Annotated in this window: 22 protein-coding genes; 9 read left to right on the forward strand and 13 right to left on the reverse strand. The window is 58.8% G+C overall.

The features are described 5' to 3' along the window. Positions 1-13 precede the first annotated feature (13 nt). Positions 14-646, reverse strand: a complete 633-nt coding sequence (gene yfcF, locus PMI30_RS19435; RefSeq protein WP_008008504.1) for a glutathione transferase — start codon at positions 644-646, stop codon at positions 14-16. A gap of 111 nt (positions 647-757) precedes the next feature. Beyond that, positions 758-1,723: a GlxA family transcriptional regulator gene (locus PMI30_RS19430; RefSeq protein WP_008008506.1), complete on the reverse strand. Its 966-nt coding sequence runs from the start codon at positions 1,721-1,723 to the stop codon at positions 758-760. A gap of 111 nt (positions 1,724-1,834) precedes the next feature. Between PMI30_RS19430 and PMI30_RS19425 the strand changes: the two genes are divergently transcribed. Genes PMI30_RS19425 through PMI30_RS19415 form a run of 3 tightly spaced genes read left to right on the forward strand, consistent with a single transcriptional unit; the run spans position 1,835 to position 3,502 of the window. Then, on the forward strand, positions 1,835-2,407 hold the full coding sequence (locus PMI30_RS19425; protein ID WP_008008508.1) for a thioesterase family protein: 573 nt from the start codon (positions 1,835-1,837) through the stop codon (positions 2,405-2,407). Positions 2,408-2,464: 57 nt separating this feature from the next. Further along, the gene (locus PMI30_RS19420; protein ID WP_007904837.1) at positions 2,465-2,968 is read left to right on the forward strand and encodes an SLATT domain-containing protein; all 504 of its coding nucleotides are present in this window, start codon (positions 2,465-2,467) and stop codon (positions 2,966-2,968) included. Between the two features lie 48 nt (positions 2,969-3,016). Continuing rightward, the gene (locus tag PMI30_RS19415) at positions 3,017-3,502 is read left to right on the forward strand and encodes an adenosine-specific kinase (RefSeq protein WP_008008511.1); all 486 of its coding nucleotides are present in this window, start codon (positions 3,017-3,019) and stop codon (positions 3,500-3,502) included. A 61-nt stretch (positions 3,503-3,563) separates the two neighbouring features. Here PMI30_RS19415 and PMI30_RS19410 read toward each other — a convergent pair whose 3' ends face one another. The 3 genes from PMI30_RS19410 to PMI30_RS19400 form a co-directional block, all read right to left on the reverse strand. After that, positions 3,564-4,385 carry a MinD/ParA family protein gene (locus PMI30_RS19410; RefSeq protein WP_008008512.1) on the reverse strand — a complete coding sequence of 274 codons (822 nt, stop codon included), beginning with the start codon at positions 4,383-4,385 and terminating at the stop codon, positions 3,564-3,566. 285 nt (positions 4,386-4,670) lie between these two features. Further along, positions 4,671-5,057: a cupin domain-containing protein gene (locus PMI30_RS19405; protein ID WP_008008513.1), complete on the reverse strand. Its 387-nt coding sequence runs from the start codon at positions 5,055-5,057 to the stop codon at positions 4,671-4,673. Positions 5,058-5,153: 96 nt separating this feature from the next. Next, complete coding sequence (locus PMI30_RS19400) at positions 5,154-5,966, reverse strand: AraC family transcriptional regulator (RefSeq protein WP_008008514.1); 813 nt, start codon at positions 5,964-5,966, stop codon at positions 5,154-5,156. A gap of 252 nt (positions 5,967-6,218) precedes the next feature. Here PMI30_RS19400 and PMI30_RS19390 point away from each other — a divergent pair, with 252 nt between their 5' ends. Further along, complete coding sequence (locus PMI30_RS19390) at positions 6,219-7,079, forward strand: CAP domain-containing protein (RefSeq protein ID WP_008008516.1); 861 nt, start codon at positions 6,219-6,221, stop codon at positions 7,077-7,079. A gap of 114 nt (positions 7,080-7,193) precedes the next feature. Here PMI30_RS19390 and PMI30_RS19385 read toward each other — a convergent pair whose 3' ends face one another. From PMI30_RS19385 to PMI30_RS19375, 3 genes are read right to left on the reverse strand one after another with little or no spacing between them, the layout of a single operon-like run. Beyond that, positions 7,194-8,423, reverse strand: coding sequence for a nucleoside permease (locus tag PMI30_RS19385; RefSeq protein ID WP_008008517.1), 1,230 nt, complete (start codon positions 8,421-8,423; stop codon positions 7,194-7,196). 50 nt (positions 8,424-8,473) lie between these two features. Further along, positions 8,474-9,577 carry a sugar phosphate isomerase/epimerase family protein gene (locus PMI30_RS19380; RefSeq protein WP_008008518.1) on the reverse strand — a complete coding sequence of 368 codons (1,104 nt, stop codon included), beginning with the start codon at positions 9,575-9,577 and terminating at the stop codon, positions 8,474-8,476. Further along, positions 9,574-10,728 carry a Gfo/Idh/MocA family protein gene (locus tag PMI30_RS19375; RefSeq protein ID WP_008008519.1) on the reverse strand — a complete coding sequence of 385 codons (1,155 nt, stop codon included), beginning with the start codon at positions 10,726-10,728 and terminating at the stop codon, positions 9,574-9,576. Before PMI30_RS19375 ends, PMI30_RS19380 begins: the two co-directional genes overlap by 4 nt. A gap of 213 nt (positions 10,729-10,941) precedes the next feature. Here PMI30_RS19375 and PMI30_RS19370 point away from each other — a divergent pair, with 213 nt between their 5' ends. Further along, positions 10,942-11,943 carry a LacI family DNA-binding transcriptional regulator gene (locus PMI30_RS19370; protein WP_008008520.1) on the forward strand — a complete coding sequence of 334 codons (1,002 nt, stop codon included), beginning with the start codon at positions 10,942-10,944 and terminating at the stop codon, positions 11,941-11,943. Positions 11,944-11,953: 10 nt separating this feature from the next. Next, on the forward strand, positions 11,954-12,451 hold the full coding sequence (locus PMI30_RS19365) for a heme-degrading domain-containing protein (RefSeq protein ID WP_008008521.1): 498 nt from the start codon (positions 11,954-11,956) through the stop codon (positions 12,449-12,451). Between the two features lie 241 nt (positions 12,452-12,692). Here PMI30_RS19365 and PMI30_RS19360 read toward each other — a convergent pair whose 3' ends face one another. The 5 genes from PMI30_RS19360 to PMI30_RS19340 form a co-directional block, all read right to left on the reverse strand. Further along, a complete protein-coding gene (locus PMI30_RS19360; RefSeq protein ID WP_007904854.1) occupies positions 12,693-13,346 on the reverse strand; it encodes a peroxiredoxin in 654 nt (217 codons plus the stop codon). Positions 13,347-13,505: 159 nt separating this feature from the next. After that, positions 13,506-14,918 carry a purine-cytosine permease family protein gene (locus PMI30_RS19355; protein ID WP_008008522.1) on the reverse strand — a complete coding sequence of 471 codons (1,413 nt, stop codon included), beginning with the start codon at positions 14,916-14,918 and terminating at the stop codon, positions 13,506-13,508. Positions 14,919-15,115: 197 nt separating this feature from the next. Further along, positions 15,116-15,856: a TorF family putative porin gene (locus tag PMI30_RS19350; protein WP_008008523.1), complete on the reverse strand. Its 741-nt coding sequence runs from the start codon at positions 15,854-15,856 to the stop codon at positions 15,116-15,118. 105 nt (positions 15,857-15,961) lie between these two features. Further along, positions 15,962-17,704, reverse strand: a complete 1,743-nt coding sequence (locus PMI30_RS19345) for an amidohydrolase (protein WP_008008524.1) — start codon at positions 17,702-17,704, stop codon at positions 15,962-15,964. 18 nt (positions 17,705-17,722) lie between these two features. After that, positions 17,723-19,591 carry an amidohydrolase gene (locus PMI30_RS19340; RefSeq protein ID WP_008008525.1) on the reverse strand — a complete coding sequence of 623 codons (1,869 nt, stop codon included), beginning with the start codon at positions 19,589-19,591 and terminating at the stop codon, positions 17,723-17,725. A 563-nt stretch (positions 19,592-20,154) separates the two neighbouring features. On the opposite strand from PMI30_RS19340, the gene PMI30_RS19335 reads away from it, so the two are divergent. The 3 genes from PMI30_RS19335 (at position 20,155) to PMI30_RS19325 (ending at position 21,781) form a co-directional block, all read left to right on the forward strand. Next, positions 20,155-20,511 carry a DUF6124 family protein gene (locus PMI30_RS19335; RefSeq protein ID WP_008008526.1) on the forward strand — a complete coding sequence of 119 codons (357 nt, stop codon included), beginning with the start codon at positions 20,155-20,157 and terminating at the stop codon, positions 20,509-20,511. Positions 20,512-20,723: 212 nt separating this feature from the next. Continuing rightward, complete coding sequence (gene parS, locus PMI30_RS19330) at positions 20,724-21,284, forward strand: type II RES/Xre toxin-antitoxin system antitoxin (protein WP_008008527.1); 561 nt, start codon at positions 20,724-20,726, stop codon at positions 21,282-21,284. After that, positions 21,284-21,781 carry an RES family NAD+ phosphorylase gene (locus tag PMI30_RS19325; RefSeq protein ID WP_008008528.1) on the forward strand — a complete coding sequence of 166 codons (498 nt, stop codon included), beginning with the start codon at positions 21,284-21,286 and terminating at the stop codon, positions 21,779-21,781. The genes parS and PMI30_RS19325 overlap by 1 nt, the downstream gene beginning before the upstream one ends. The last annotated feature ends 25 nt before the right edge of the window (positions 21,782-21,806 follow it).

Raw genomic sequence — 21,806 nt, forward strand, 5'->3', positions numbered from 1 at the left:
TGATTTCACACCACTACAGCGCAGGACGTTGCAGTTTGACCCACTCCTGCACCGCAGGCCGCTGCCATTGACGCTGCGCGTATTCCACCAGCGCGGATGGCATGGCGTCGCCGTTGAGTATCAGCCGGTTGAGCATCAAGGCCAGATCCACATCGGCGATCGACCATTGCCCGAACAAGTACTCGCGGCCGTCAGCCAGCAGCGCTTGTGCGGCACCGATCAGCTTGCGCTTTGCCGACTCGGCAGCGGGCGACAAGGGCGCCGATTTGAGGCCATAAAACACCACCAGTGTGGATCGCTCCTGCCGGATGGGCAGCAGATCACTGCGCAGCCACGCCTGGACTTGTCGTGCCTTCGCGCGTTGCGTCAGCTCTTGCGGGTAAACCGGCGTCTGAGGGAGAACGTCTTCCAGGTATTCAGTGATCGCCGACGATTCAGACAAGGCAAAATCGCCATGCACGAGCGTCGGTACACGCTGGGTCAGCGAGAGGCTGGCATAGTCTTCCGACTGGTTTTCGAACGCGTCGAGGTCCAGCGGGCTCAGTTCGAATTCGATGCCCTTTTCGCGAAGTGCCACGAAAACCGACATGGCATAGGGGCTGGTGAATTGAGCATCAACGTACAGGCGCAGGCGGGAATCATTCACGGGGGCATCTCCATAGGGTGAGCAAACACGCTACGAGATCCGATGCCATAAAGAAAATTCATGATTTTTATGGGCGCATTCCTGAGCGGAATACCTGCGATTGACAGCAACTCAGCCCGCACCCGGTTGAAACTTCTTCCGGTAAGCCGCTGGAAGCAGGCCCACTCGCTGCCGAAAAAGCCTGCGAAAGGAATTGCCATCCTCGTAACCGACTTTGTAAGTGATGCTGTCCAGCGTCATTCGTGTTGACTCAAGAAGCTGCTTTGCCCTCTCCACGCGTAGCGCTTGCAGGTAGGTCAGCGGCGTATACCCAGTGGCTTCCTTGAAACGCCTTTTGAAGTTCCTGACGCCGAACCCGAATCGCTGGGCCACGTCATTGATCAACAGTGGCTGATGGAAGTTATCCTCCAGCCAATCTTGAACTCGCAAGATATCGCCATCCCCATGGTTCTTCGGCAGTGACCACATGACATAGACCGATTGCTCGCTGCGCACGTTGTCGACCAACAAATATTTGCCACACTTCTGCGCCAGCTCCAATGAAGCGAACCGACGGATGAGGTGCAGCAAAAGATCCATGGCAGCACTCGCGCCCCCGCAGGTGATGACGCGATTATCCTCGCAAAGGATTTGCTCCTCCTCCAGACAGACCGTGGAATATCGACGGCGAAAAAGATCGGCAAAGGCCCAGTGCGTGGTGGCACGAATACCGTCCAGCATTCTCGCTTCGGCCAGCATGAACGTCGCCGTACACATTGAAGCCACAACGGCACCTTGCGCATGCTGTTGGCGCAACCACGGCCCATAACCTGCAAATGCAGGCAAGGCATCCTTCAGGGTGAAGAGGAACCCCGGGATCACCACCAGATCGGTTCGACAGACTTCGTCGATGGATCGGTCCACGCGTAGCGTCTGCCCGCCCCACGCGGCGACGTCACCGCCATCCAAAGAGGCGACTACCACATCAAACGGCGCGCTGGTGGTGTCGGCGAACAGGTTGGCGGCACTGAGCACCTCCAGCGCCAAGGTGGCGCTGGCGGCGGAACATTGATCAGCCAGTAGCAAAGTAACGTGCATGAATGAATGATCCAGATTGCGCTTTTCGCATGAAAAAAGTCATTTGTGCACCTACCTTATCCGATTTCTCCGTCCTAAAGTGCACCGCTCCACTCAGCCCTCGGCGCATTTATGAATCTCTGGTTTCGACTGTTCCTCATGCTGTTTCGTCGCCCATGGCGCAAGCCGGTTGATGGGCTGGCCACTACCGTCATCCGCATGCGCGTCTGGCCGCTTGACCTCGACCTCAACCGACACGTCACCAATGGCCGCTATTTCACCTTGGCCGATATAGGTCGCATGGACTTCGTCCTGCGCAGCGGCGCCTTCCGCGTAGCTCTGCGCCACAAGGCGGTGCCGATCGTCGGGGATACCTGGGGCAAGTTTCGTCGAGAACTGAAGCTGTTCGAATCGTTTGAGATTCACACAAAAATGCTCGGCTGGGACGATAAGTGGAGCTTTATGGAACACCGCTTCGTGAGCAAAGGACGGGTGATTGGCGTCGTCATCATGCGGGGTCTGTTCCGCGCGGCCAAAGGCACGGTCCCACCTGCCGAGTTTGTCCGGGAGCTTGGATTGGCTGAACGGTCACCCGAGATGTCGCCGTGGCTGACAACCTGGTCGCAAAGCTGCGACGATATGAGCCGCCAGCTCCGAGAGGAAGAAGGTCTGACGGCTCAACTGCGTCCTGTCCCTGAACCCTAGCAGGTGGCCAAATAATAACTAATATTCACTTCAATCACCCTGCGAAGGACTGCAACCATGAGCCGGCTTGAGCTACTGACCAAATGGAATCGCATGATCGTTCGGTTGCAGATTGAACACGAAATCAGTGCCCGGGATTTCGAGAAATTCAGCTGGAAACTGGGCATCCCCTGCGTGGTGCTGTCGGCGATCGTCAGCGCCAGTGTCTTTGGCTCGATCAGTGACTCCTCGCCCGTATGGCTCCAATACGTAGCCGGCGTCCTGTCACTCCTGACCCTGGTATTGAGTTCGGTTCAGACCTTCCTGAACTTTGACACCCGGGCTGCCGGGCACAAAGACACCGCCGAGAAACTCGGGGCGATATCGCGTGAAATTCAGGACGAAATCGCCAGCGGCAAAGACGAAGCGATCCTGGGCCCAATCGTTTTGGACATCCGCAAGCGCATTGATTCGATTCTGCTTGATGCCCCGACCTTGCCCAAGTCGACGATCAGAAAACTGGGGGATGTTCGCGTCCACACAGAGACACCGCCAGCAGAGCAAGACACCGTCCCGGCTTGATTAGAGGCCAGACTCTGGTTCGCAGCATCGTGAAAGGAGGCGTTTGAAATGCAACTCATCACGTTGAAAATCGACAAGCCGCAAGAGACGAACTTCATTTTGGGCCAGACGCACTTCATCAAGTCCGTCGAGGATATTCATGAAGCGTTGGTCAACGCCGTGCCAGGTATTCAGTTCGGCGTGGCCTTTTGTGAAGCCTCCGGCAAATGCCTGGTGCGATGGTCCGGCACCAATACCGCCATGATCGAACTGGCGCAGAAAAATGCGCAAACCATTGCCGCGGGCCATAGCTTCATCATTTTTCTGGGCGACGGTTTCTATCCGTTGAACGTATTGAACACCGTCAAAATGGTGCCAGAGGTGTGCCGTATTTTTTGTGCAACAGCCAATCCTACCGAAGTGATTGTTGCCGAGACGGAACAGGGACGAGCGATTCTGGGCGTGGTGGATGGCTTTTGTGCCAAAGACATTGAAGGCGATGAAGACATTCTGTGGCGCAAGAATCTGTTGCGGCAGATCGGCTACAAGTTGTGATGCCAGTCAGCTAAGTGAAATCCCCTGTGGGACTTGACTGACTGGCATTAGGCCTTTCACCTCACCTGCCCGAATTCTGCACAAGTTGCTCAACGAAAAACTCCACATGCCCTCTCGGATGAGTCGGCAATGGCCAGGTGTCGACGTTGTGAGCCAGGGCCTGGAAGGCTTGAGCGCATTTGGAACGGGGGAAGGCTTCAAGCACTGCACGCCCCTTCTGCACGGCTTTGTGCGCGCATTCATCGTTGGGTATCGCGCCGACGTATTGCAGCGAGACATCGAGGAACATGTCGGTAATCTTTTCCAGCTTGGCAAACAGATTGCGGCCTTCCGACGGACTGCCCGTCATATTGACCAACACCCGAAAACGGTGCAGACCGTAGTTCAGGTTGAGCAGCTTGATCAGCCCGTAGGCGCCGCTGATCGAGGTGGGTTCATCGCACACGACCACCATCACTTCCTGGGCCGCGCGGATGAAGTTGACCACTGAGCCACCGATACCGGCGGCCGTATCGATCACCAGCACATCCAGCTTATCGCCAATGTCGCTAAAGGACTGGATCAGCGCACGGTATTGCGCCGGCTCCAGATGAATCATGCTCTGCAAGCCAGAAGAAGCCGGGGCAACACGAATGCCCCCAGGCCCCGGCAACAGCGCCTCGGACAGCTCGCAACGCCCTTCGATGACATCGGCCAGTGTGTAGCGCGGGGTCAGCCCCAACAGAATATCGATATTCGCCAGGCCCAGATCAGCGTCGAGCAATACGACGCGCCGCCCCATTTTTGCCAGCGCCAGCGACAGGTTAACCGCCACCGTTGTCTTGCCCACGCCACCTTTACCGCCAGTTACCGCGATAACTTGCACGCAATGCACATCATCCATTTTGCCTTCCCTTCCCTGCGCATTGTGTGCCAGTACGTAATGGCACCATCCTGATGCCGGAAGAATAGCTGAAAAGCGCAAAAGTGCTGCTTTGTCTCCCGACGAGAGGCGCTTCGCCACATGCCATCGACCCATTTCAACGAAAACGCCGCTAATGGGGTTGATTCAGAGGATGACACTGCGCTCCTGAACGATCGCTGGCAGATGTACCGATAGAGGCGGCTGAACTGGCGCCAGGCTCTCAGGCGCCCTGCTCACCCAGAGATGAAGAAACTACCAGGACGTCTAAATCCAGACGTCATTGATTGCGGTTCTTTCTCCATCCTGATCGCCGGTATTCAGCACGCCACGCGGCTCGATCAGTAACATCCTCACCTCTCGCTCAGCGTAAGGCTTGTGTTCGACGCCCTTGGGGACGACGTACATTTCTCCCTGCCTGACCACGACAGCCCCCTCTCGAAGATCAATGCGAAGATCGCCTTCGAGGACGATGAAGGTTTCATCGGTGTCGGCATGGGAATGCCAGACAAAGTCGCCTTCGATTTTCACTACCTTGAACTGGTAGTCGTTCATTTCGGCAATAACCTTGGGCGCCCATTGTTCGCTGAACAACGCCAGTTTTTCGGCAAAGTTAATCGCGGTGCAGGTCGTCACGCCGGGTTGGGAATTCATTTGAGTTGCCCTCATTAGCCAGGATATCGAGCCCTGACTTTAGGGATGACTCAACGCTACGTATTGCATGATTGTGCAAGTAGCCCAGGAACATCCTCAAACAAGGCCCAGCCGCTTCATCCACCGGCCGGGTGAGACGCCGTAGGTCTGGACGAATTGGCGCGTCATATGGCTTTGATCGAAAAAGCCTGCGCAGACGGCCGCCTCCGCCATCGAGTGGCCCCCGAACATCAGCGCTCTTGCCAGATCGAGACGTCGTTGAGTCATGTATCGATAGGGGCTCGTACCGTACAGCGCACGAAAATCACGGCTCAGGCTCCAGCGGTCTCGACCGCTGGCCTGCGATAATTCATCCAGGGTAATGACTCGATCCAGCGACTCATGAATCAGCGCACGCGCGCGTTCAGCCGCAGCAAAGTCAAACGACTTGCGCCGCCCGCGTTGACCACAAAGCACATCCAGCGCTTGCGCGAGATCGTAAATGGCATCATCTTCTTCCAGGGGCTCGATGCAAGCGTCGAGGTTTTGCAGTAGCACCTGGGTCGCGGCATAAAGCCGTGGGTCGCTCGATATACCACCCTCGATGAAGGGCAAGGGCTTGCCGCCTAATACTTGCTGAATCAAAGCGGGTTCGATGTAGATCATCCGATAATGAAAACCCGCTTCGGTACCGGCTTCACCGTCATGCACCTCGTCTGGATGCAAAACGATGGTTTTCCCGGGCAGGCTGTGACGCTTGGTGTTGCGGTACTGGAAGCTTTGTACACCCGACAGCGTGCGTCCGATGGCGTACGTATCGTGGCGATGCGGCGTAAACCCATGGCCGCCAAAAAAGGCTTCGATACGCTCGATCTTCAACGGCTGAGCCGAGCGCTTTACCCAATCCTTGTCACCCCTGGCTTTCGTCATGTCCCTGTACCACCTGAATGATGTCGGTACGGTACCAGCCTCCGTGTCCGATGTCCCCGGCGGACTGACCCGTGCATGCCTGAATCGGCCCCCACGGCGGCGGCGCCAAATTTGTCTCTTCCCCTCGTGAACCAGTCTTCAGACCCGCAGTCTTAGCCGTGCCGTAAAAGAAGCTCACCCAACGAAGCGCTCCTACGGTCATTGCTCGTTCCTGCCCCCCTATCGTCGTCATCTCATCAGAGCTGTCCGTTCATGCGCCCAACCGTCCGCCGCTGTCGCTTTATCTTTCTGTGCCTGATGCCTTTGTTCCCGCTGCTCGCCAGCCCCGCCCATGCCAGCGGCGAGCGGCAATTGGTGGAAGTCATTAACGATTACCGTGCCGATCCCGACCGCTGCGCAGGGCGTACGGTCAAGCCGTTGCGGCCGTTGTCGCTGAAATCGAACCTGGCGTTGCCGGTCGGCTATGGCGGCGGTTTGCGGAACGCCTTGAAAGCTAACGGCTATCAAGCGGTGACGGTGCGCACCCTTCGCGTGGTCGGCGCGCAAGATGCCGATGAGGCGTTTGACATGCTTGAGAGCGACTACTGCGGGGCGCTGCTCGATACCCAGTTCGCCGACATCGGCGTCACTCGCTCCCGTAGCGAATGGCAGGTGGTACTCGCGCAACCGGTGCTCGACGGACGTGTCGGTGATTCGCGAGCAGCGGGCAAGGCGTTGCTGGCCGAGGTCAATGCGGCACGGGCCAGGCCGCGCATGTGCGGCCGCCAACGCTTCGCCGCCGCACGGCCACTGTCCTGGAATCCCGCTTTGGGTGCCGCCGCGCAAGGCCACAGCAAGGCGATGGCCTACGGCAATTACTTCGCCCACCGGGATCCCGATGGGGATATGCCGGCAGACCGGGCCAGAGCCGCCGGTTACCGGGGCCGACAGATTGGCGAAAACATCGCCGCCGGGCAAAGCTCACCGGGCAAGGCAATGGCCGGCTGGCTGGCCAGCCCCGGGCACTGCGCCAACCTGATGAACCCGATGTTTACCCAAGTGGGCGCGGCCTATGCCGCCGATTCGCGCAGCGATGAGGGTGTTTATTGGACGATGCTGTTTGGTGCGCCTTGAGCGCGGCGCGCTCCATACCCCCTGAAATACCAGTCGGTTAATCGCAAAACTCGTAGGAGCCAGGCTTGCCGGCGAAGGCGTCCTTCAGATCGCCTTCGCCGGCAAGCCTGGCTCCTACGAAAAGCGCACCGCCACGCTTTGCCGCCCTTTGAAGGCCAGCGAAAAACACAAAAATATCGCCAACGCGAACCCTGCCGGGAACAGCCAGATGTTTTTCCAGTCATGGATGTCAGCCGACGCATAGTGATCGGTGACCGCCCCGGCCACCCAAAAGCCAATCAGCATGCCCAAGCCGTACGTCGCGAGCGTGATCAAGCCTTGCGCAGAGCTTCTGAAGCGCTCCGAGGCTTTGGCATCGGTGTAGATCTGCCCCGAAACAAAGAAGAAGTCGTAGCAGATGCCGTGCAAGGCGATGCCGGTGAACAACATGAAGGCGAGGTCCCCGTTGTTGCCGTAGGCGAACGACAGGTAGCGCAATGCCCACGCCAGCATCCCCACCAGTAGCGCGATCTTGATGCCGAAACGCTGGATGAACAGCGGCAGGAGCAACATGAACAGCACTTCCGAGACTTGCCCGATCGCCATCTTGGCGGTTGGGTTGGTCACACCGATTTCTGCCAGGAACGGGTTGGCATTCTGGTAATAAAACGCCAATGGAATGCAGATCAGAATAGACGCGATGAAGAACACCAGGTAACTGCGGTCCTTCAACAAACCCAAGGCGTCCAGCCCCAGTATTTGCTTTAAGCCGACACTGTCCGGCTCAGGTTTGAGCGGCGCGGTGCGCGGCAGGCTGAAGCTGTAGATTCCAAGCACGAGGGAGGCGATGGCCGACATCAGAAACGTGTTGCGCAAGCCACCGGCTGAGATCGCTTGTTGCGAATCCCAGGCAAACACAAAGCTGATCACCACGCCCGCGACAATCCAGCCGATGGTGCCCCACACTCTGATCCGCGAGAACTCCAGGGCCGGGTCGCGCATCTGCCGGAACGCCACCGAATTCACCAATGCCAGCGTCGGCATGTAGATCATCATGTAGGCCAGCACGAACGGGTAAAACGCACTGAAGTCAGGCGCTCGATAGAGTTGCAACAGCAGCACCGCGCCGATCAGATGCAACACCGCAAGAATGCGCTCGGCGTTGAAGTAGCGGTCGGCAATCAAACCGATCACAAACGGCGCGATGATCGCCCCCCAGGACTGCGTCGAGAACGCCATGCCGATCTGCCCGCCGCTGGCCCCCAGGTTACTGGAGAGGAAGGTGCCGAGGGTCACGAACCATCCGCCCCAGATAAAGAACTGCAGGAACATCATTACGCTTAATCGCGCACTCATCATGGTCATATCAATCACCGTCTTATTGTTTTTTTTGGAGAGAGGGGCAAACAGGGTGTTCAGGCGTCGGGCAAACCCAATAGCCGTCGATTGAAATGCTCGTCGGACGCCACACTGGCGAAATCGTCAAACGCCTTGCGGGTTTTACTGATCATGTGCTGCCGGATAAAGGCCGCTCCTTCTGCGGCGCCCTGCTCCGAATCCTTCAGGCAACACTCCCATTCCAGAACCGCCCAGCCGGTAAAGTCGTACTGCGTCAATTTGCTGAAAATCGATTTGAAATCGATCTGCCCATCGCCCAAGGAACGGAAGCGGCCAGGCCGCTCGACCCAACCTTGATAGCCGCCGTAGACACCCGAACGGGCGTCGGGCCGGAACTCGGCGTCCTTGACGTGGAACATGCGGATGCGCTCGTGGTAGCGATCGATGAAGCCCAGATAGTCCATTTGCTGAAGCAGCAGGTGGCTCGGGTCGTAGAGGATCGCGGCGCGCGGATGGTGATCGACGGCCTCAAGGAAACGCTCGAACGAGGCGCCGTCGTGCAGGTCTTCGCCGGGATGGATCTCGTAGCAGAGGTCGACGCCGGCCTCTTCGAAACAATCGAGGATCGGCAACCAGCGCCTGGCGAGTTCGGCAAAACCCTGCTCGACCAGACCGCTCGGCCGTTGCGGCCACGGGTAGACGTAGGGCCATAGCAGCGCCCCGGAAAACGTCGCGTGCGCCTTCAGCCCCAAGCGCTGGCTGGCGCGCGCGGCGAGCTTCAACTGATCGATGGCCCACTCGGTGCGTGACTGAGGCTGGCCGCGCACATGCTCGGGGGCGAAGTCATCGAACAACGTATCGAACGCCGGATGCACCGCCACCAGTTGGCCCTGCAGATGCGTCGACAGTTCGCTGATTTCGACACCCGCCTGGGCGCAGACGGCTTTCAATTCGTCACAGTAATCCTGACTGTCGGCGGCGCGCGCCAGGTCGATGTATTGCGTGCCCAGGGTCGGCAATTGAATGGCTTTGTAACCCTGCGCTGCGGCCCAGCGGGCAATGTTGGCGAGCGAGTCGAAGGGCGCTTCGGTGGACATGAACTGCGCGAGGAAAATTCCCGGGCCGCGCAGGCCTGCCGGTGTTGGGGAGGTGTGGTTCACGGGAGGGTTCTCCGGATTCATGGGTTGCAGACCAGTTCGGTCCACTTCGCGTCGCCGCGATGATTGGCGACCACCGCCTCGATGAACGCCATGCCACGCAACCCGACGTCGATGCCCGGCACGCCGGGGGCATCGTTGCCTTCGACGTTGCTGCGGATCGCGGTGGCGAAATCACCATAGAGATTGGCCATGGCCTCGAGATAACCTTCGGGATGCCCGGCGGGCAAACGCATGCGCCGGCTGGCGGCCTCGCATAACCAGGGCTGGCCGACACCGGAACGAAGGATGCTCAACGGTTGATCAAGGGAGCGATGGACCAGGCTCGCGGGCTCTTCCTGACGCCACTCCAGCCCGCCCTTGTCGCCATAGACGCGGATCTTCAACGGGTTCTCTTCGCCGGCGCAGACCTGGCTGGCGATCAACACCCCGCTGGCCCCGGCGGCCATCTTGAACAGCATCGCCGCGTCATCGTCCAGTTGCCGCCCGGCGATGTGCGAACCCAAGGTTGCGCACACCTGTTCGATGGGTTGGTCCGCGACGAATTCGGCCAGTGAAAAGGCATGGGTGCCGATGTCGCCAATGCAGCCGCCCAACCCGGACTGCTCGGGCTGATCGCGCCAACTCGCCTGCTTGTTGCCCTGCCCGGCCACGTCCCGGCTCAGCCAGCCTTGCGGGTACTCGACGATGACCTTGCGCACAGCGCCGATCACGCCGCTACGCACCATCTTGCGCGCCTGCCAGACCATCGGGTAACCCAGATACGTGTGGGCCAGTCCATAGAGGCGGTCGCTGCTTTTCACCACCGCCTTGAGCGCCAGCAGCTCGGACAGATTCAGTGCCGCGGGCTTTTCGCTGAACACATGAAAACCCGCGTTCAGTGCCTGGCTGGCAATCGGTGCGTGCAAGTGATTGGGCGTGACGATGACCAACAGTTCCATGCGCTGGTCGCCAGGCAGTGCGCGCTCGCTGTCCAGCATCTGTTGCCAGTCGCTGTAGCAGCGGGAGGCGGACAATCCCAGCGCGGCGCCGGTGTCCTGATTGTTGCGGGCGTCTCGGCTGAAGGCACCGCACACCAGTTCAAAACGACCATCGAGGCCGGCAGCCTGGCGGTGGGCTTTGCCGATGAAGGCACCCTCGCCGCCCCCGACAAACCCCATTCTTATTTTTGCCATTGCAACACTCATCGCGAATTTTCTCTTGTTCGGGGCGGATTAACGCTTCAGGTTTGACTATGATGTAACCGGTTACATCATGCCGGAAATTTAGGCTCAGTTACTTCAGGTGTCAAACCCGGGATTAAAAATGAAGCTCATTTCAGCGCACGGCCGGACTGCGGTAAGCTCGCCGGCCATGTTTACATCTGCTGGTTCGATAACGAGGTCGTCTTGTCCAATATCCGTGAAGTAGCCCGGCTGGCCGGCGTCTCGGTGGCCACCGTGTCCAGAACGCTGAAGTCGCCCGAGCGCGTACTCCCCGACACCCGGGACAAGGTCAATGCAGCCGTGGAACAGGCCGGCTACCGGCCGAACCTCATGGCCGTGCAGTTTCGTTCGCGCAGAACCGGCAACCTGGTGATTCTGGTCCCGGCCATCGCCAACACGTTTTTCGCACGGGTGATCAGCGGTGCCCAACAAGCGGCACAGGCGGCCGGTTATCGACTGCTGCTGTGCGACACCCAGGGCCGCGAGGAAATCGAACGAGAATTTGCCGCGCTGGCGTACGCCCACCAGGCCGACGGTGTGATTCAGTTACGCGCCTACGACCCTTTTGAGTCGCCCTTCCCCAACGGCGAATCACCGCCCTTGGTCAACGCCTGTGAAGTGATTCAAGGCGGGCGGCATCCGACCATCAGCCTCGACAACCGGGCGGCGGCCAAAGCCATGACGGAGCATCTGATCGATCTGGGCCATCGCCGAATCGGCCTGATCAAAGGCCCGAAAAGCAGCCCGCTCACACGCGACCGAGTGGCCGGTTATCAAGATGCATTGCACCAGGCCGGCATCGCCTCGGATCCACAATTGATCTGCCACGGCGACTTCACGTTGAAGGCCGGTTTTGATGGCGCGGGAATGCTGCTGGAACTGCCCGACCGTCCAACCGCGTTTTTTTGCGAAAACGATGAAATGGCGATCGGTGCGTTGAAGCGCATCAAACAACAGGGTTTGCGGGTGCCCGACGATATTTCGTTGGTCGGTTTCGATGACATTCCGTTCGCGGCCTACTGTGATCCAGCGTTGACGACCATCGCGCAGCCCGCCGAAATCTTTGGCCAAAAGGCCGTTGAAATGCTGATCGCCCTCATTGAAAAAAAGCCCATCCCGGACCGCCATGTGGTGCTGCCGTTCACATTAACCGTGCGTAACAGTACGACCGCCCGAAAGGGATGAGGGAGAAATCATGGACATCCAAACCGACCTGCAACGCATCGCACTCCAGGAAGAAACCCTGAAGTTTGAGCGCTTCGACAAAGCGACGGCCTGGGACTTGGGCACCCGTTTGAAAAGCGCCTGCGAGGAGCAAGGCGTGTCCGCCGCGATTGAGGTCAGGCTGGCCCGGGACACCGTGTTCTTTTACTCGATGCCGGGAACCTCCGCCAGCAATGCCGACTGGGCACGACGCAAGCGCAATGTCGTGGAACTGATGGAACTCAGCTCGTACCGCGTAGGCCGGTCCTTTGCGCTTCAGGGCGACTCACTTGAAGGTTTGATGGGGTTGCCCCTGCGTGATTACGCCGATCATGGCGGCAGCTTCCCGATATCGGTCAAAGGCGTGGGGTGCATTGGCGCCGTCACCGTTTCAGGGCTGCCCCAGCGTGAGGATCATGCCCTGGTGGTTCAGGTGGTGGCACAGATGTGCGGGGCCGACCCGAGCGAACTCGCGCTTGAGGACGAGTAGCGCGCAGTCGCCACCGAGTCTTGCCCATCAATGCCCGCTCCCACAAATGAATTGGCAACGTACACAAATTTTGCGGACAACACCGACTACTGTGGGAGCGGGCTTGCTCGCGAAGACGGCGGCACAGTCAACATCGATGTCGCCTGACACACCGCTTTCGCGGGCAAGTCGGATCGCCGCACCGCCGCTCCCACATGGATTTCGCTTAATTGACTGGCATTGGGGTCTCCCAACAGATCGATTACTTCGGTTGCGCCACCGTGCGCAAATAAGGTTTCAGCGTTTTGAAGCCATCCGGATATTTCTTCCTGGCATCCTCATCCGAGACCGAAGTGGGAATGATCACGTCCTCACCCGGGCGCCAGTTCACCGGGGTGGCGACGGTGTGCTTGGCGTTCAATTGCAGAGAATCGAGCAGACGCAGCACTTCATCGAAGTTGCGCCCGGCACTCATCGGGTAGATCAGCATCGCCTTGACCTTCTTGTCCGGGCCAATGATGAACACTGAACGCACCGTGGCGTTGTCCACGGCGGTCCGTGCGCCGCCACTGGCATTCGGATGAATCATGTCGTAGAGCTTTGCCACCACCAGGTTCTCGTCCCCGATCATCGGATAGTTGACCGCATGCCCTTGGGTCTCTTCGATGTCTTTGGCCCAGGTCTGATGGTTACTGACAGGGTCGACGCTGAGCCCGACGATCTTGGTGTTGCGTTTATCGAACTCCGGCTTGAGCCCTGCCATGTAGCCCAGCTCAGTGGTGCACACCGGGGTGAAGTCCTTGGGGTGCGAAAACAGGATCGCCCACTTGTCGCCGATCCACTCGTGGAAATGCAGCGGGCCTTCGGTGCTTTCGACGGTAAAGTCCGGTGCTTCGTCGCCAATACGGATTGCCATGTTCGTTCTCCTTACTGTTGAGTCGTAGGGAAGCCGCTGGCTGCTCCAACGGCATTCAGGATCTGCGTTGAACCTGTCAACGCGGATCAGTATAGGAGACGCCTGAACACAAGGGAGTTATCGCCGCGCCCACTCTACAGCCCCTGAACGACGGGGCATTCAAGCCTTCGAGTTGCCTTCGACCGACACCGCAAGCCCGGATGTCCTGGCCAGCCCGTAGTAGAGAATGCCCGGCACCACCAGCCCGACGATCCAGGAAATATCGACACCACCAAGCTGCGCGACCATCGGTCCGGAATAGAAGTGCGTATCGACAAATGGCAGCTGAACCAGCACACCGAAGACATAAGCGCTGATCCCCAACACATTCCAGCGGCCATAACGCCCCGCCGGGTCGGACAACGCGGGAATGTCATAACGCTCTTTGTTGATGAAGTAATAATCCACCAGGTTGATCGCGCTCCACGGCGTGAAGAAGGTCAACAAAAACAGGATGAAGTATTTGAACGTGGTGAGAAACGAGTGCTGCCCCAGCAATGCAAGCGCGGTGGACGCGCCGACAATCGCCAGCACAAACAGCATGCGTTTGCCGGCGGATATCTCGAAGCCACGACGAAAGCCACTGATGATGGTGGCCACGCACATGAAGCTGCCATAAGCGTTGAGGGTCGACACCGTGACCTTGCCGAATACCACGCTCAAATACAGCAAGGATGCGATCACACCGGTACTGCCCAACCCAACGATGGTGGCGACTTCATGCCCGCGAAAACCCGTGCCCGCCAACGCCGCGGCGAATACTCCCAGCACCATGGATGCCTGGGCGCCCAGCACCGTTCCCAGGCCTACGGCGGTGAATGTTTTCCAGGATGAGGTCTTGCTCGGCAGGTAGCGTGAGTAGTCGGCCACATAAGGGCCGAACGCGATCTGCCAGGACGCGGAAAGGGACACCGCCAGCAGGAAAGTGCTCCAGCCGAAATGGCGATTTTCCAGCAACAAGCCAATGTCGTTGAGCGTCATCAACCGGGTAAACAGGTAGACGAAGGCAATGATGCCCAGCACGCTGGCGACCCGTCCGACCAAGTGGATGACCCGATAACCGAAGATCGTCAGAAACGCGATGCAGGAGGCGAAAATCAGGATGCCGGCGCTGTCGCTGACATCGATCAGTTGCGCAATGGCCTGCCCCGACAGCACCGCGCCGGTGGCGCTGAAACCGAGGTACATCAGGCACACCAGCACAATCGGGATCGCCGCCCCATAGACGCCGAACTGCACGCGACTGGAGATCATCTGCGGCAACCCAAGCTTCGGTCCTTGTGCCGCATGCAAGGCAACCACCGCACCGCCGAGCAACTGGCCGATCAGCAAACCAATCAGTGACCAGAACACATCGCCGCCCAGCACCACGGCCAGAGCGCCGGTGACGATCGCAGTGATTTGCAGGTTGGCGCCGAGCCACAGGGTGAACTGGCTGTAGAGGCTGCCATGACGCTCGGCCTCGGGAATGTAATCGATCGAACGTGTCTCGATCAGGGGACTTCGCTGCTGACTATCGCTGACCTTGGTCATTACGGTGTTCTCTTCTGAGGGACAGACGGGTACGGATGTTCTGTGGCGAGCGAGCTTGCTCGCGCCGGGCTGCGAAGCGGCCCCAAAAGCGACGGCTGCTGCGCAACCGAACGGGGGCAAGCCCCCTCGCCACAAGCAAGCGCCCTCGCCACAATTGATCGCTTGACTGTTAACTGATCTGGCAGGGCTTTTAACGCTTAGAAGGTCTTGCTGGCACTGGCGACCACGGTGGCAGTGCACAGGTCGCCATAGCCGTACCAGCTCGCGCATTCGCTTTTCGACAGGTCGGTATCGATGTAGCTGAGGCCCCAGGTCACGCCCACGAAATCACGGGTCAGTTTGGCTTCCCACTCGGCGTAGGCATCACGGCTTTCGCCGTTGGCGGACCAGAAAGCCGGGTCTTTGACATCGTTGCGACCCACGCGCAGGTCCAGGCCGATCTCGGCTGGCAATTCGATTTTGTAGCTGAGGTAGGTGTAAAGGGTGTCCTGATCCTCGCCAAAGAAGTTCGGCGTATCGTTTGAGTAGTTGGCGCCGAGCTTCACGCCATAAACGTCAAGGACGGCGTAGACCTCACTCATGTTGAATTGGCCTTCCTTTGGATAGTCGTACTTGAGGTACCCCAGATCCAGACTGATTGCTTCGGTCGCCTGCCAGTAGTAGCCCGCGTAGTACTCGAGTTCCTGCCGGGTTTTGTAGGGGCCGCCGAAATCGACATTCGAGGTCCAGGCGCCAATGTACAAACCGCTGCTGTGCACCAGCGTGGCGCCGGCCTGAACCGCCGGATCCCCCAGGGTTTGCGAAATGCCACGTGTGCGGTAGTCACTGACAACGCCCAGGGTCATGTCCAGGCTGAAGTTGTCGTTAAGTGTCAGTGCCTGGCTGGTCAGGGGAGCCAATACAAGGCTGGCAAGGGTCAATGCTGAGCGTACGTTCATACAAGTCTCTTATTTTTATGGATCAGCGGGTGATGTCGGGCACGGCTTTGCCCAGCCCCTCGCAATGCGAGGAGCGGGAGCATTTTTTCGGTAGCCGGCGGGTCGTCAGGACGCGGGCGCGTAAACCTGCTTGCCAGCGAAGAAAGTCTTCAGGACCTTGGTGTCGAACAGTTCGTCGTCGCTGACCTTGAACACATCGCGGTCGAGGATGATCAGATCGGCCTGTTTGCCGGGTGCCAGCGAACCAATCTGTTGCTCCAGCCGCAGGGCTTTGGCGGCATTGAGGGTGTAGGCATAGAACATGGTCTGGCGATCAATGCTTTCTTTGGCATTCAACACACCCAGCGGCCCTTTGCGAGTGCTGGCCTGAGCGATTGCATTCCACGGGTTGGGGCTGGACACCGGCCAGTCACTGCCACCGGCGATGACCGCACCGGCGTTATGCAGGGACCCGGCGGGATACTGATAACCGTAAGCGAACGCGCTGATATACGGTTTGACCAACTCCACCGTGTAAGACTCGCCAGTGGCCCACAGCAGTTGCATGGAAGCGATCACGCCAAGCTGCTTGAAGCGCGGGAACTCCTTGGGATTGACCAGTTGCAGGTGCGTGATGCTGTGGGCCATCGGTGTCGGGTTGAGTTTGCGCGCGTATTCAAAGCCATTGAGTGACTCACGTACGGCACGGTCGCCGACCGCATGCATGTGCACAATCCAGTCACGCTTCTCCGCCGCGACGACCAATTCACCGAAGTGTGCCGGGTCGATCAGCAACTGACCGTTTTTATGACTGTTGGTGAACGGAACGATCACCGCTGCCGTCTGCCCTGGAAACTCCAGGACGCCGTCAGCGAAGACCTTGATGCCAGGAAAGCTCAGATTGGGCACGCCCTCGAATTTCTTCATCACCTTGGCCAGCACTTCCAGATCGGCCGGCCGGCTTTTGGGGTTGGCCAGCAGCAGCGCCGCGACGTGGGCATTGAGCTCGCCCTTCTCCGCCAGTTCGCGGTAAAGCGGCAGAACACCGTAACTCTGCTCGGTGGCCTGGAAATCGAACAGCGAATCACCACTTCCGGCATTCGCTGCCGCGTCCATCCAGGCGGTAACGCCATATTGATTATTGACCTTCACCGCCTCGCGGGCAGCCTTGAGCATGACCTCGTTGCCGGGTGCGGGGATCTGACTGCGCACCTTGTCCCAGCGCGACTCGGCGAACAAACCATTGGGGGTGAAGTCCGCTGTGTGCCCCACGAAGCTGCGGTCCTGTTCCGACAGACCTTTTACCAATGCCGCGTCGATCTTCAGACGCTTGAGCATCGCGTTGTTGGCCCAGCCGGTATGCCCGTCAATCCCGCTGAGGACCACCGGTTGGTCCGCCCAGCGACCCTGATTGAAGCGCTGACCGAGCTCGCGGCTTTTCTCCCAATAGGCCGAACTCACCCCGGCAATGCTGATCACGTCACCGGCCCGTGCACGCCCCGCTTCATCCTGCTCGATCACCCATTGCTCGAGCTCCGGCAACGGCTTTACTTCATCCAGCAGGTTGGCCCCCTGGCTGTTGAAGGCCGCGACGACCGGGTGACTATGGGTATCAATCATTCCAGGCATCAGTACTTTGCCCGCCAGATCGATTCGTTGCGTCTGGGCATCGGCCAGCGCGTTGATCTCGGCATTGCTGCCCACTTTAAGAATCTTGCCGTCTTGCACCGCCACGGCTTGAACCAGTGCTTGACCGGGTTCGGCGGTAAAGACCTTGCCGTTGAACAGCACAAGATCAGCGGCGGCCATGGCCTGCACCGAGGAAAGGGCCAGGGCTGCGGCCAACAGGTTGGGAATGAATAGTTGCATCGGAACACTCTCTTGTTTTTATTGGGCGGTTCGGGATGTGGACGCTTGTGACAATGCCTTCGGATCAAGTCCAACGAACGGCGCCTTGGCCCACACGACCTTGCCGCCGACCACCGTCAGCAGCACCTCGTTTCGGCCCAACTCGTCCTCCGGCACCTGCATGAAGTTCTTGTCCAGCACAATCAAGTCGGCGAACTTTCCAACCTCGACCGAACCGACGACAGCCTCCAGTTTCAGTTGCTCGGCGGCGTTCATGGTGATGGTGCGCAGCACGTCGGTGCGCGACAGCGCCGGGTCGGCATTCAATCTGCCCGCATACTTGGGGCCATAGCTGTGCGGGTTCAGCGGATCGCCTGAACGGGTGACACCGATCTTCAGCGCCAGGAATTCATCGAGCGGGTCGACGGGCCAGTCGCTGCCATAAGCAACCCGGCCACCCGCGCGGCTGATGCTGCCCGATGGCTCCATGCGGGCAAAACGCGTCGGGCCGAGATGATCGCTGGTGCCGTCTACCGTGGACGGCGCCTGCTGAGCCCACTGGAACGACATGTTGGCGGTCACATCCAGCGCCTTGAAGCGTGCATAGTCAGCGGGGTCCACCGACTCGGCGTGGGTAATGGCCGGACGAAAACCGTTGCCCGGCAGTTGCTGGCGCACGTATTCGATACCGTTCAACGAGTCACGCACCGCTCGGTCCCCGGTGGCATGAAGGTGCGGGTCGAGGCCGGCCTGCACTGCTTGCAACAGCAGCGGATTGAGCACTTGCGGCGGGAAATACAGCTCACCGATATTCTTGCCAGGCGTCCACTTGGGCGCGGCATCGGTGCCGGCATTGCGCAGGTACGGGGTCAACATTGCCCCGGTATCCGCGGGAGCGTTAATGATGCCGTCCATGAACAATTTGACGTGGCGCATGCTCACACCCGGCGCGACTTTGGCTTCGCCCTGGTCGTAGGTATTGGCCAATGCCTTGGCCTCGGCAATGGTTTTCGCCGGGTCTGCAGCGGCCGCGGCAGGGTCGAGTTTGATCGCCAACAAGGCCCGAGCAGTCAGCTCGCCCGACTGTTGCAGGGTGGTAAACGCTTTGCCATTTTCAGGCCCCGACAAGGCATCGAAGAAACTGGTGATGCCTTGCTGGCGCATGGCGTCGAGCGCCGCGCGGGTCTGGTTGAGTTTTTCTGCGTCGCTGGCTGGCGGCACCACGGCGGCCATGGCATCGGCGGCACCGTCTTCGCAGATACCGGTCGGGTTGCCGGCGCTGTCGCGCACGTACTTGCCATCGCCGGGATTGGCCGTGTGCTTGTTGATGCCAGCCACCGCCAGGCCGCGAGAGTTGGTCAGCACGGTATGAAAGTCGGTAGAACGGACCTGAATCGGGCGAGTGGTCTTGAGTGCATCCAGCGTCGATTTGTCGGGATCGCCGTCGAGCCCGGTCATGCCCATGCGGTCCCAGCTGCCCACTTCAAGCCAGACATCGGGGCCCTTGCCCTTGTCGGCATCCAGACACGCCTGAATGGTTTCCTGGAAAACCTTGCGGGTCATCGTCTGGTATTTCAGGTCGCACAACGTCATGGCGCGACCGCCGTCCCCCGGATGCATGTGCGCATCGACGAAGCCGGGCATCAACATGCGTCCCGCCAGATCGATCAGCTGTGTCTGCGTGCCGATGTACGAGGCAACACCTTCATCGCTGCCGACATAGACGATCTTCCCGCCCGTGACGGCGATCGCCTGTTGCACCGAGTTCTTGCCATCGACGGTGTAGACATAGCCGTTGCGCATCACCATGTCAGCCGGTGTCGAACCCTGTGTCTGACACCCCACCAGCGCCATGCAGGAAAATGCCGTTGTCGACGCAACGGCGATAAACAGCCTGGAAAATTTCAACTGCCTCACCTCTATTTTTATAGTTTTGGAAGTGGCCCGAACAGACGGCCGCAAGCCTCTGATATGCAGGGCATACCCTATAGGGCGCAGGCGTCGGATGGACCTCTACAAATGAGGAGGGGTGAGGCAATTAGATGGCAGGCATCCGATGTGGTGTAGCGGCGAAACCTGTGGGAGCGGGCTTGCTCGCGAAGACGGCGACACAGTCAACATTGATCGAAGAGGCTTGTTTAAAAGCCCCCAAAGTTACGTCCTGAAAGCTACAAAACCTTGCGCCGTTGCCTACGGCTGCACCAGAATCCGCCGGCTTGTGCGCTTTGGGGACACTCGGTAACTTGATTCGTGTCACTGCTCATCAGTGATCGGGTTTAGCAGCCCGTCGTGACGAAGCGTATTTGCATCCAGACAGTCAGGTCATTTCATGCCTGCACTTTATGGTAGCTGTGCGCAGGGCGCCCTCGGGCGCGCCGGGTTCGTCTCCGCCGGTCTGCTAACCTGCACACAGCTGCCACCTTCGTTTAGCAGCGATTCGGTGATGGCTCCATATTGTTGGAGACGTAAATATGTTCAAGGTAACGCCAAACCCACCAGACGCCGATCCGATTTCCCCATACGAACCCGATTCAAAAAAGCTCAATGAGGCCGCCAAACGCGCCCTCGACTTCCACTTCCCGTCGAATGCCGACATCAAAGCCACCGCGCGTACACCCAGCACTATGTTTTCCGTGGCCCCAGAAGCCACAGCCGAAACCCTGGCGGTTTTTTTGGTCGAGACGCTGGCCTCGGTCGATGTGATGGTCCATCAGTTGGTGGATCATCTGGAGGGTGAGTCGCGCTACGCCCTGCTGGGCATTTCAAACAGCATCATGGTGGCGGAGATCACCGCGAACCGGGTGCTGGATAAAATCAATACACCTTAGAAATATGAACTCCACTCCCCCCTGTAGGAGCGAGGCTTGCCCGCGAAGGCGTCAGGTCTGGCACACCGCGTTATCGTTCTTCGCAGGCAAGTCGGATCGCCGCACCGCTCGCTCCTACACTGGGTGTGTTGCAGGCAAATGTTGTTGGACTAGGTCTTTCCTGCCATTTGGCACTATAGTTTATGCCAGATGACAAAACGGCGGAGACTGCCATGAGCGCCAAGAAAAAAGATGTTGTTGTCGACGAGGCTGTCAAAGATGCCAGCCAAAAAACAAAGGTTAAACCACGCGAATCCAACGTTGCCGTAACCGTCTTGAGTAATGGCGTGGCAATGCCGGGTTCGAGTCGCGTGCCCCCAATGGTTGCGGTCTTGCTTTCTGGAAAAAATAGCGATGATCGTATGGAGATTTACAGGGCCGTCAGAAACGGTTTCCCGCTGCAGTCGGTGCTCGACATGATCGAAAACAGCGAGGTGTATAAGCAACGCGGCGTGCTGTCGAAAATCGTTGGCGCATCTGATCGCACGCTTGCGCGGCGGTTGAAAACGCCCAATGAAGTGTTGACCGCGGAGCAAAGCACGCGAGCGCTCAACTATGCCGAGGTCTTGGAAAAGGCAACGGATGTGCTGGGTTCGCGTGAGCTTGCCGAGCAGTGGATGGTCAAACCTGCACGGGGCCTGGATGGTGAGGTGCCCATCGACCTGATTTCAAATTCGGTCGGGTATGAGTTGGTGACTGACTTTCTGACGCGCATTGAGTACGGGGTCTATTGATGGCTAAAGACCCTTTGAGCAGTGAGATTCACTTTTGGCGCCTGGATCCTGCTGAGCATGCCCCCAGTTGGAATTCGGGTATTGGGGCTGAAAAGGTGGGTGGGCGCTGGAACCCTAAAGGTATGGCCACGGTTTATGCAGCCCTGGATGCCTCTACGGCCATCCTTGAAGTTGCGGTGCATAAAGATTTCGATGCGTTGGATTGCAAGCCCCATCGTCTTACGCAGGCCCGTGTGCTGAACCCTTCCAGGATTTATGTGGTGCAGCCCGACAGCATCGCAAACTCTAATTGGCTGGTACCGGGTACCCCGAGTCGCAGCCAGCAACAGTTCGGTGCTGACCTGCTAAGTGTGTACCCTTTTGTGTTGGTCCCTTCTAGTGTCTCGCCGCATAGCTGGAATTTGTTGATGAACCCGCAATTGGCAAATGGGTTGTACGAGCTGGTGTTGCAAGAGCCTTTTGCCCTTGATGGGCGGCTTAATAAGCCTTTGTCATAAAGGTGCCTTCGCGGGCAAGTCGGAT

Origin of the sequence: Pseudomonas sp. GM50, from assembly GCF_000282375.1 — a bacterium.
Classification (GTDB): Bacteria; Pseudomonadota; Gammaproteobacteria; order Pseudomonadales; family Pseudomonadaceae; genus Aquipseudomonas.

Coding starts and splice junctions, on each gene's coding strand:
- PMI30_RS19335 (WP_008008526.1), top strand. CDS start 20,155: ATGTTCAAGGTAACGCCAAACCCACCAGACGCCGATCCGATTTCCCCA.
- PMI30_RS19385 (WP_008008517.1), bottom strand. CDS start 8,423: ATGACCATGATGAGTGCGCGATTAAGCGTAATGATGTTCCTGCAGTTC.
- PMI30_RS19415 (WP_008008511.1), top strand. CDS start 3,017: ATGCAACTCATCACGTTGAAAATCGACAAGCCGCAAGAGACGAACTTC.
- PMI30_RS19410 (WP_008008512.1), bottom strand. CDS start 4,385: ATGGATGATGTGCATTGCGTGCAAGTTATCGCGGTAACTGGCGGTAAA.
- PMI30_RS19380 (WP_008008518.1), bottom strand. CDS start 9,577: ATGAATCCGGAGAACCCTCCCGTGAACCACACCTCCCCAACACCGGCA.
- PMI30_RS19360 (WP_007904854.1), bottom strand. CDS start 13,346: ATGGCAATCCGTATTGGCGACGAAGCACCGGACTTTACCGTCGAAAGC.
- PMI30_RS19365 (WP_008008521.1), top strand. CDS start 11,954: ATGGACATCCAAACCGACCTGCAACGCATCGCACTCCAGGAAGAAACC.
- PMI30_RS19390 (WP_008008516.1), top strand. CDS start 6,219: ATGCGCCCAACCGTCCGCCGCTGTCGCTTTATCTTTCTGTGCCTGATG.
- PMI30_RS19425 (WP_008008508.1), top strand. CDS start 1,835: ATGAATCTCTGGTTTCGACTGTTCCTCATGCTGTTTCGTCGCCCATGG.
- PMI30_RS19420 (WP_007904837.1), top strand. CDS start 2,465: ATGAGCCGGCTTGAGCTACTGACCAAATGGAATCGCATGATCGTTCGG.
- PMI30_RS19345 (WP_008008524.1), bottom strand. CDS start 17,704: ATGCAACTATTCATTCCCAACCTGTTGGCCGCAGCCCTGGCCCTTTCC.
- PMI30_RS19375 (WP_008008519.1), bottom strand. CDS start 10,728: ATGGCAAAAATAAGAATGGGGTTTGTCGGGGGCGGCGAGGGTGCCTTC.
- PMI30_RS19430 (WP_008008506.1), bottom strand. CDS start 1,723: ATGCACGTTACTTTGCTACTGGCTGATCAATGTTCCGCCGCCAGCGCC.
- PMI30_RS19355 (WP_008008522.1), bottom strand. CDS start 14,918: ATGACCAAGGTCAGCGATAGTCAGCAGCGAAGTCCCCTGATCGAGACA.
- PMI30_RS19350 (WP_008008523.1), bottom strand. CDS start 15,856: ATGAACGTACGCTCAGCATTGACCCTTGCCAGCCTTGTATTGGCTCCC.
- parS (WP_008008527.1), top strand. CDS start 20,724: ATGAGCGCCAAGAAAAAAGATGTTGTTGTCGACGAGGCTGTCAAAGAT.
- PMI30_RS19325 (WP_008008528.1), top strand. CDS start 21,284: ATGGCTAAAGACCCTTTGAGCAGTGAGATTCACTTTTGGCGCCTGGAT.
- PMI30_RS19400 (WP_008008514.1), bottom strand. CDS start 5,966: ATGACGAAAGCCAGGGGTGACAAGGATTGGGTAAAGCGCTCGGCTCAG.
- PMI30_RS19405 (WP_008008513.1), bottom strand. CDS start 5,057: ATGAATTCCCAACCCGGCGTGACGACCTGCACCGCGATTAACTTTGCC.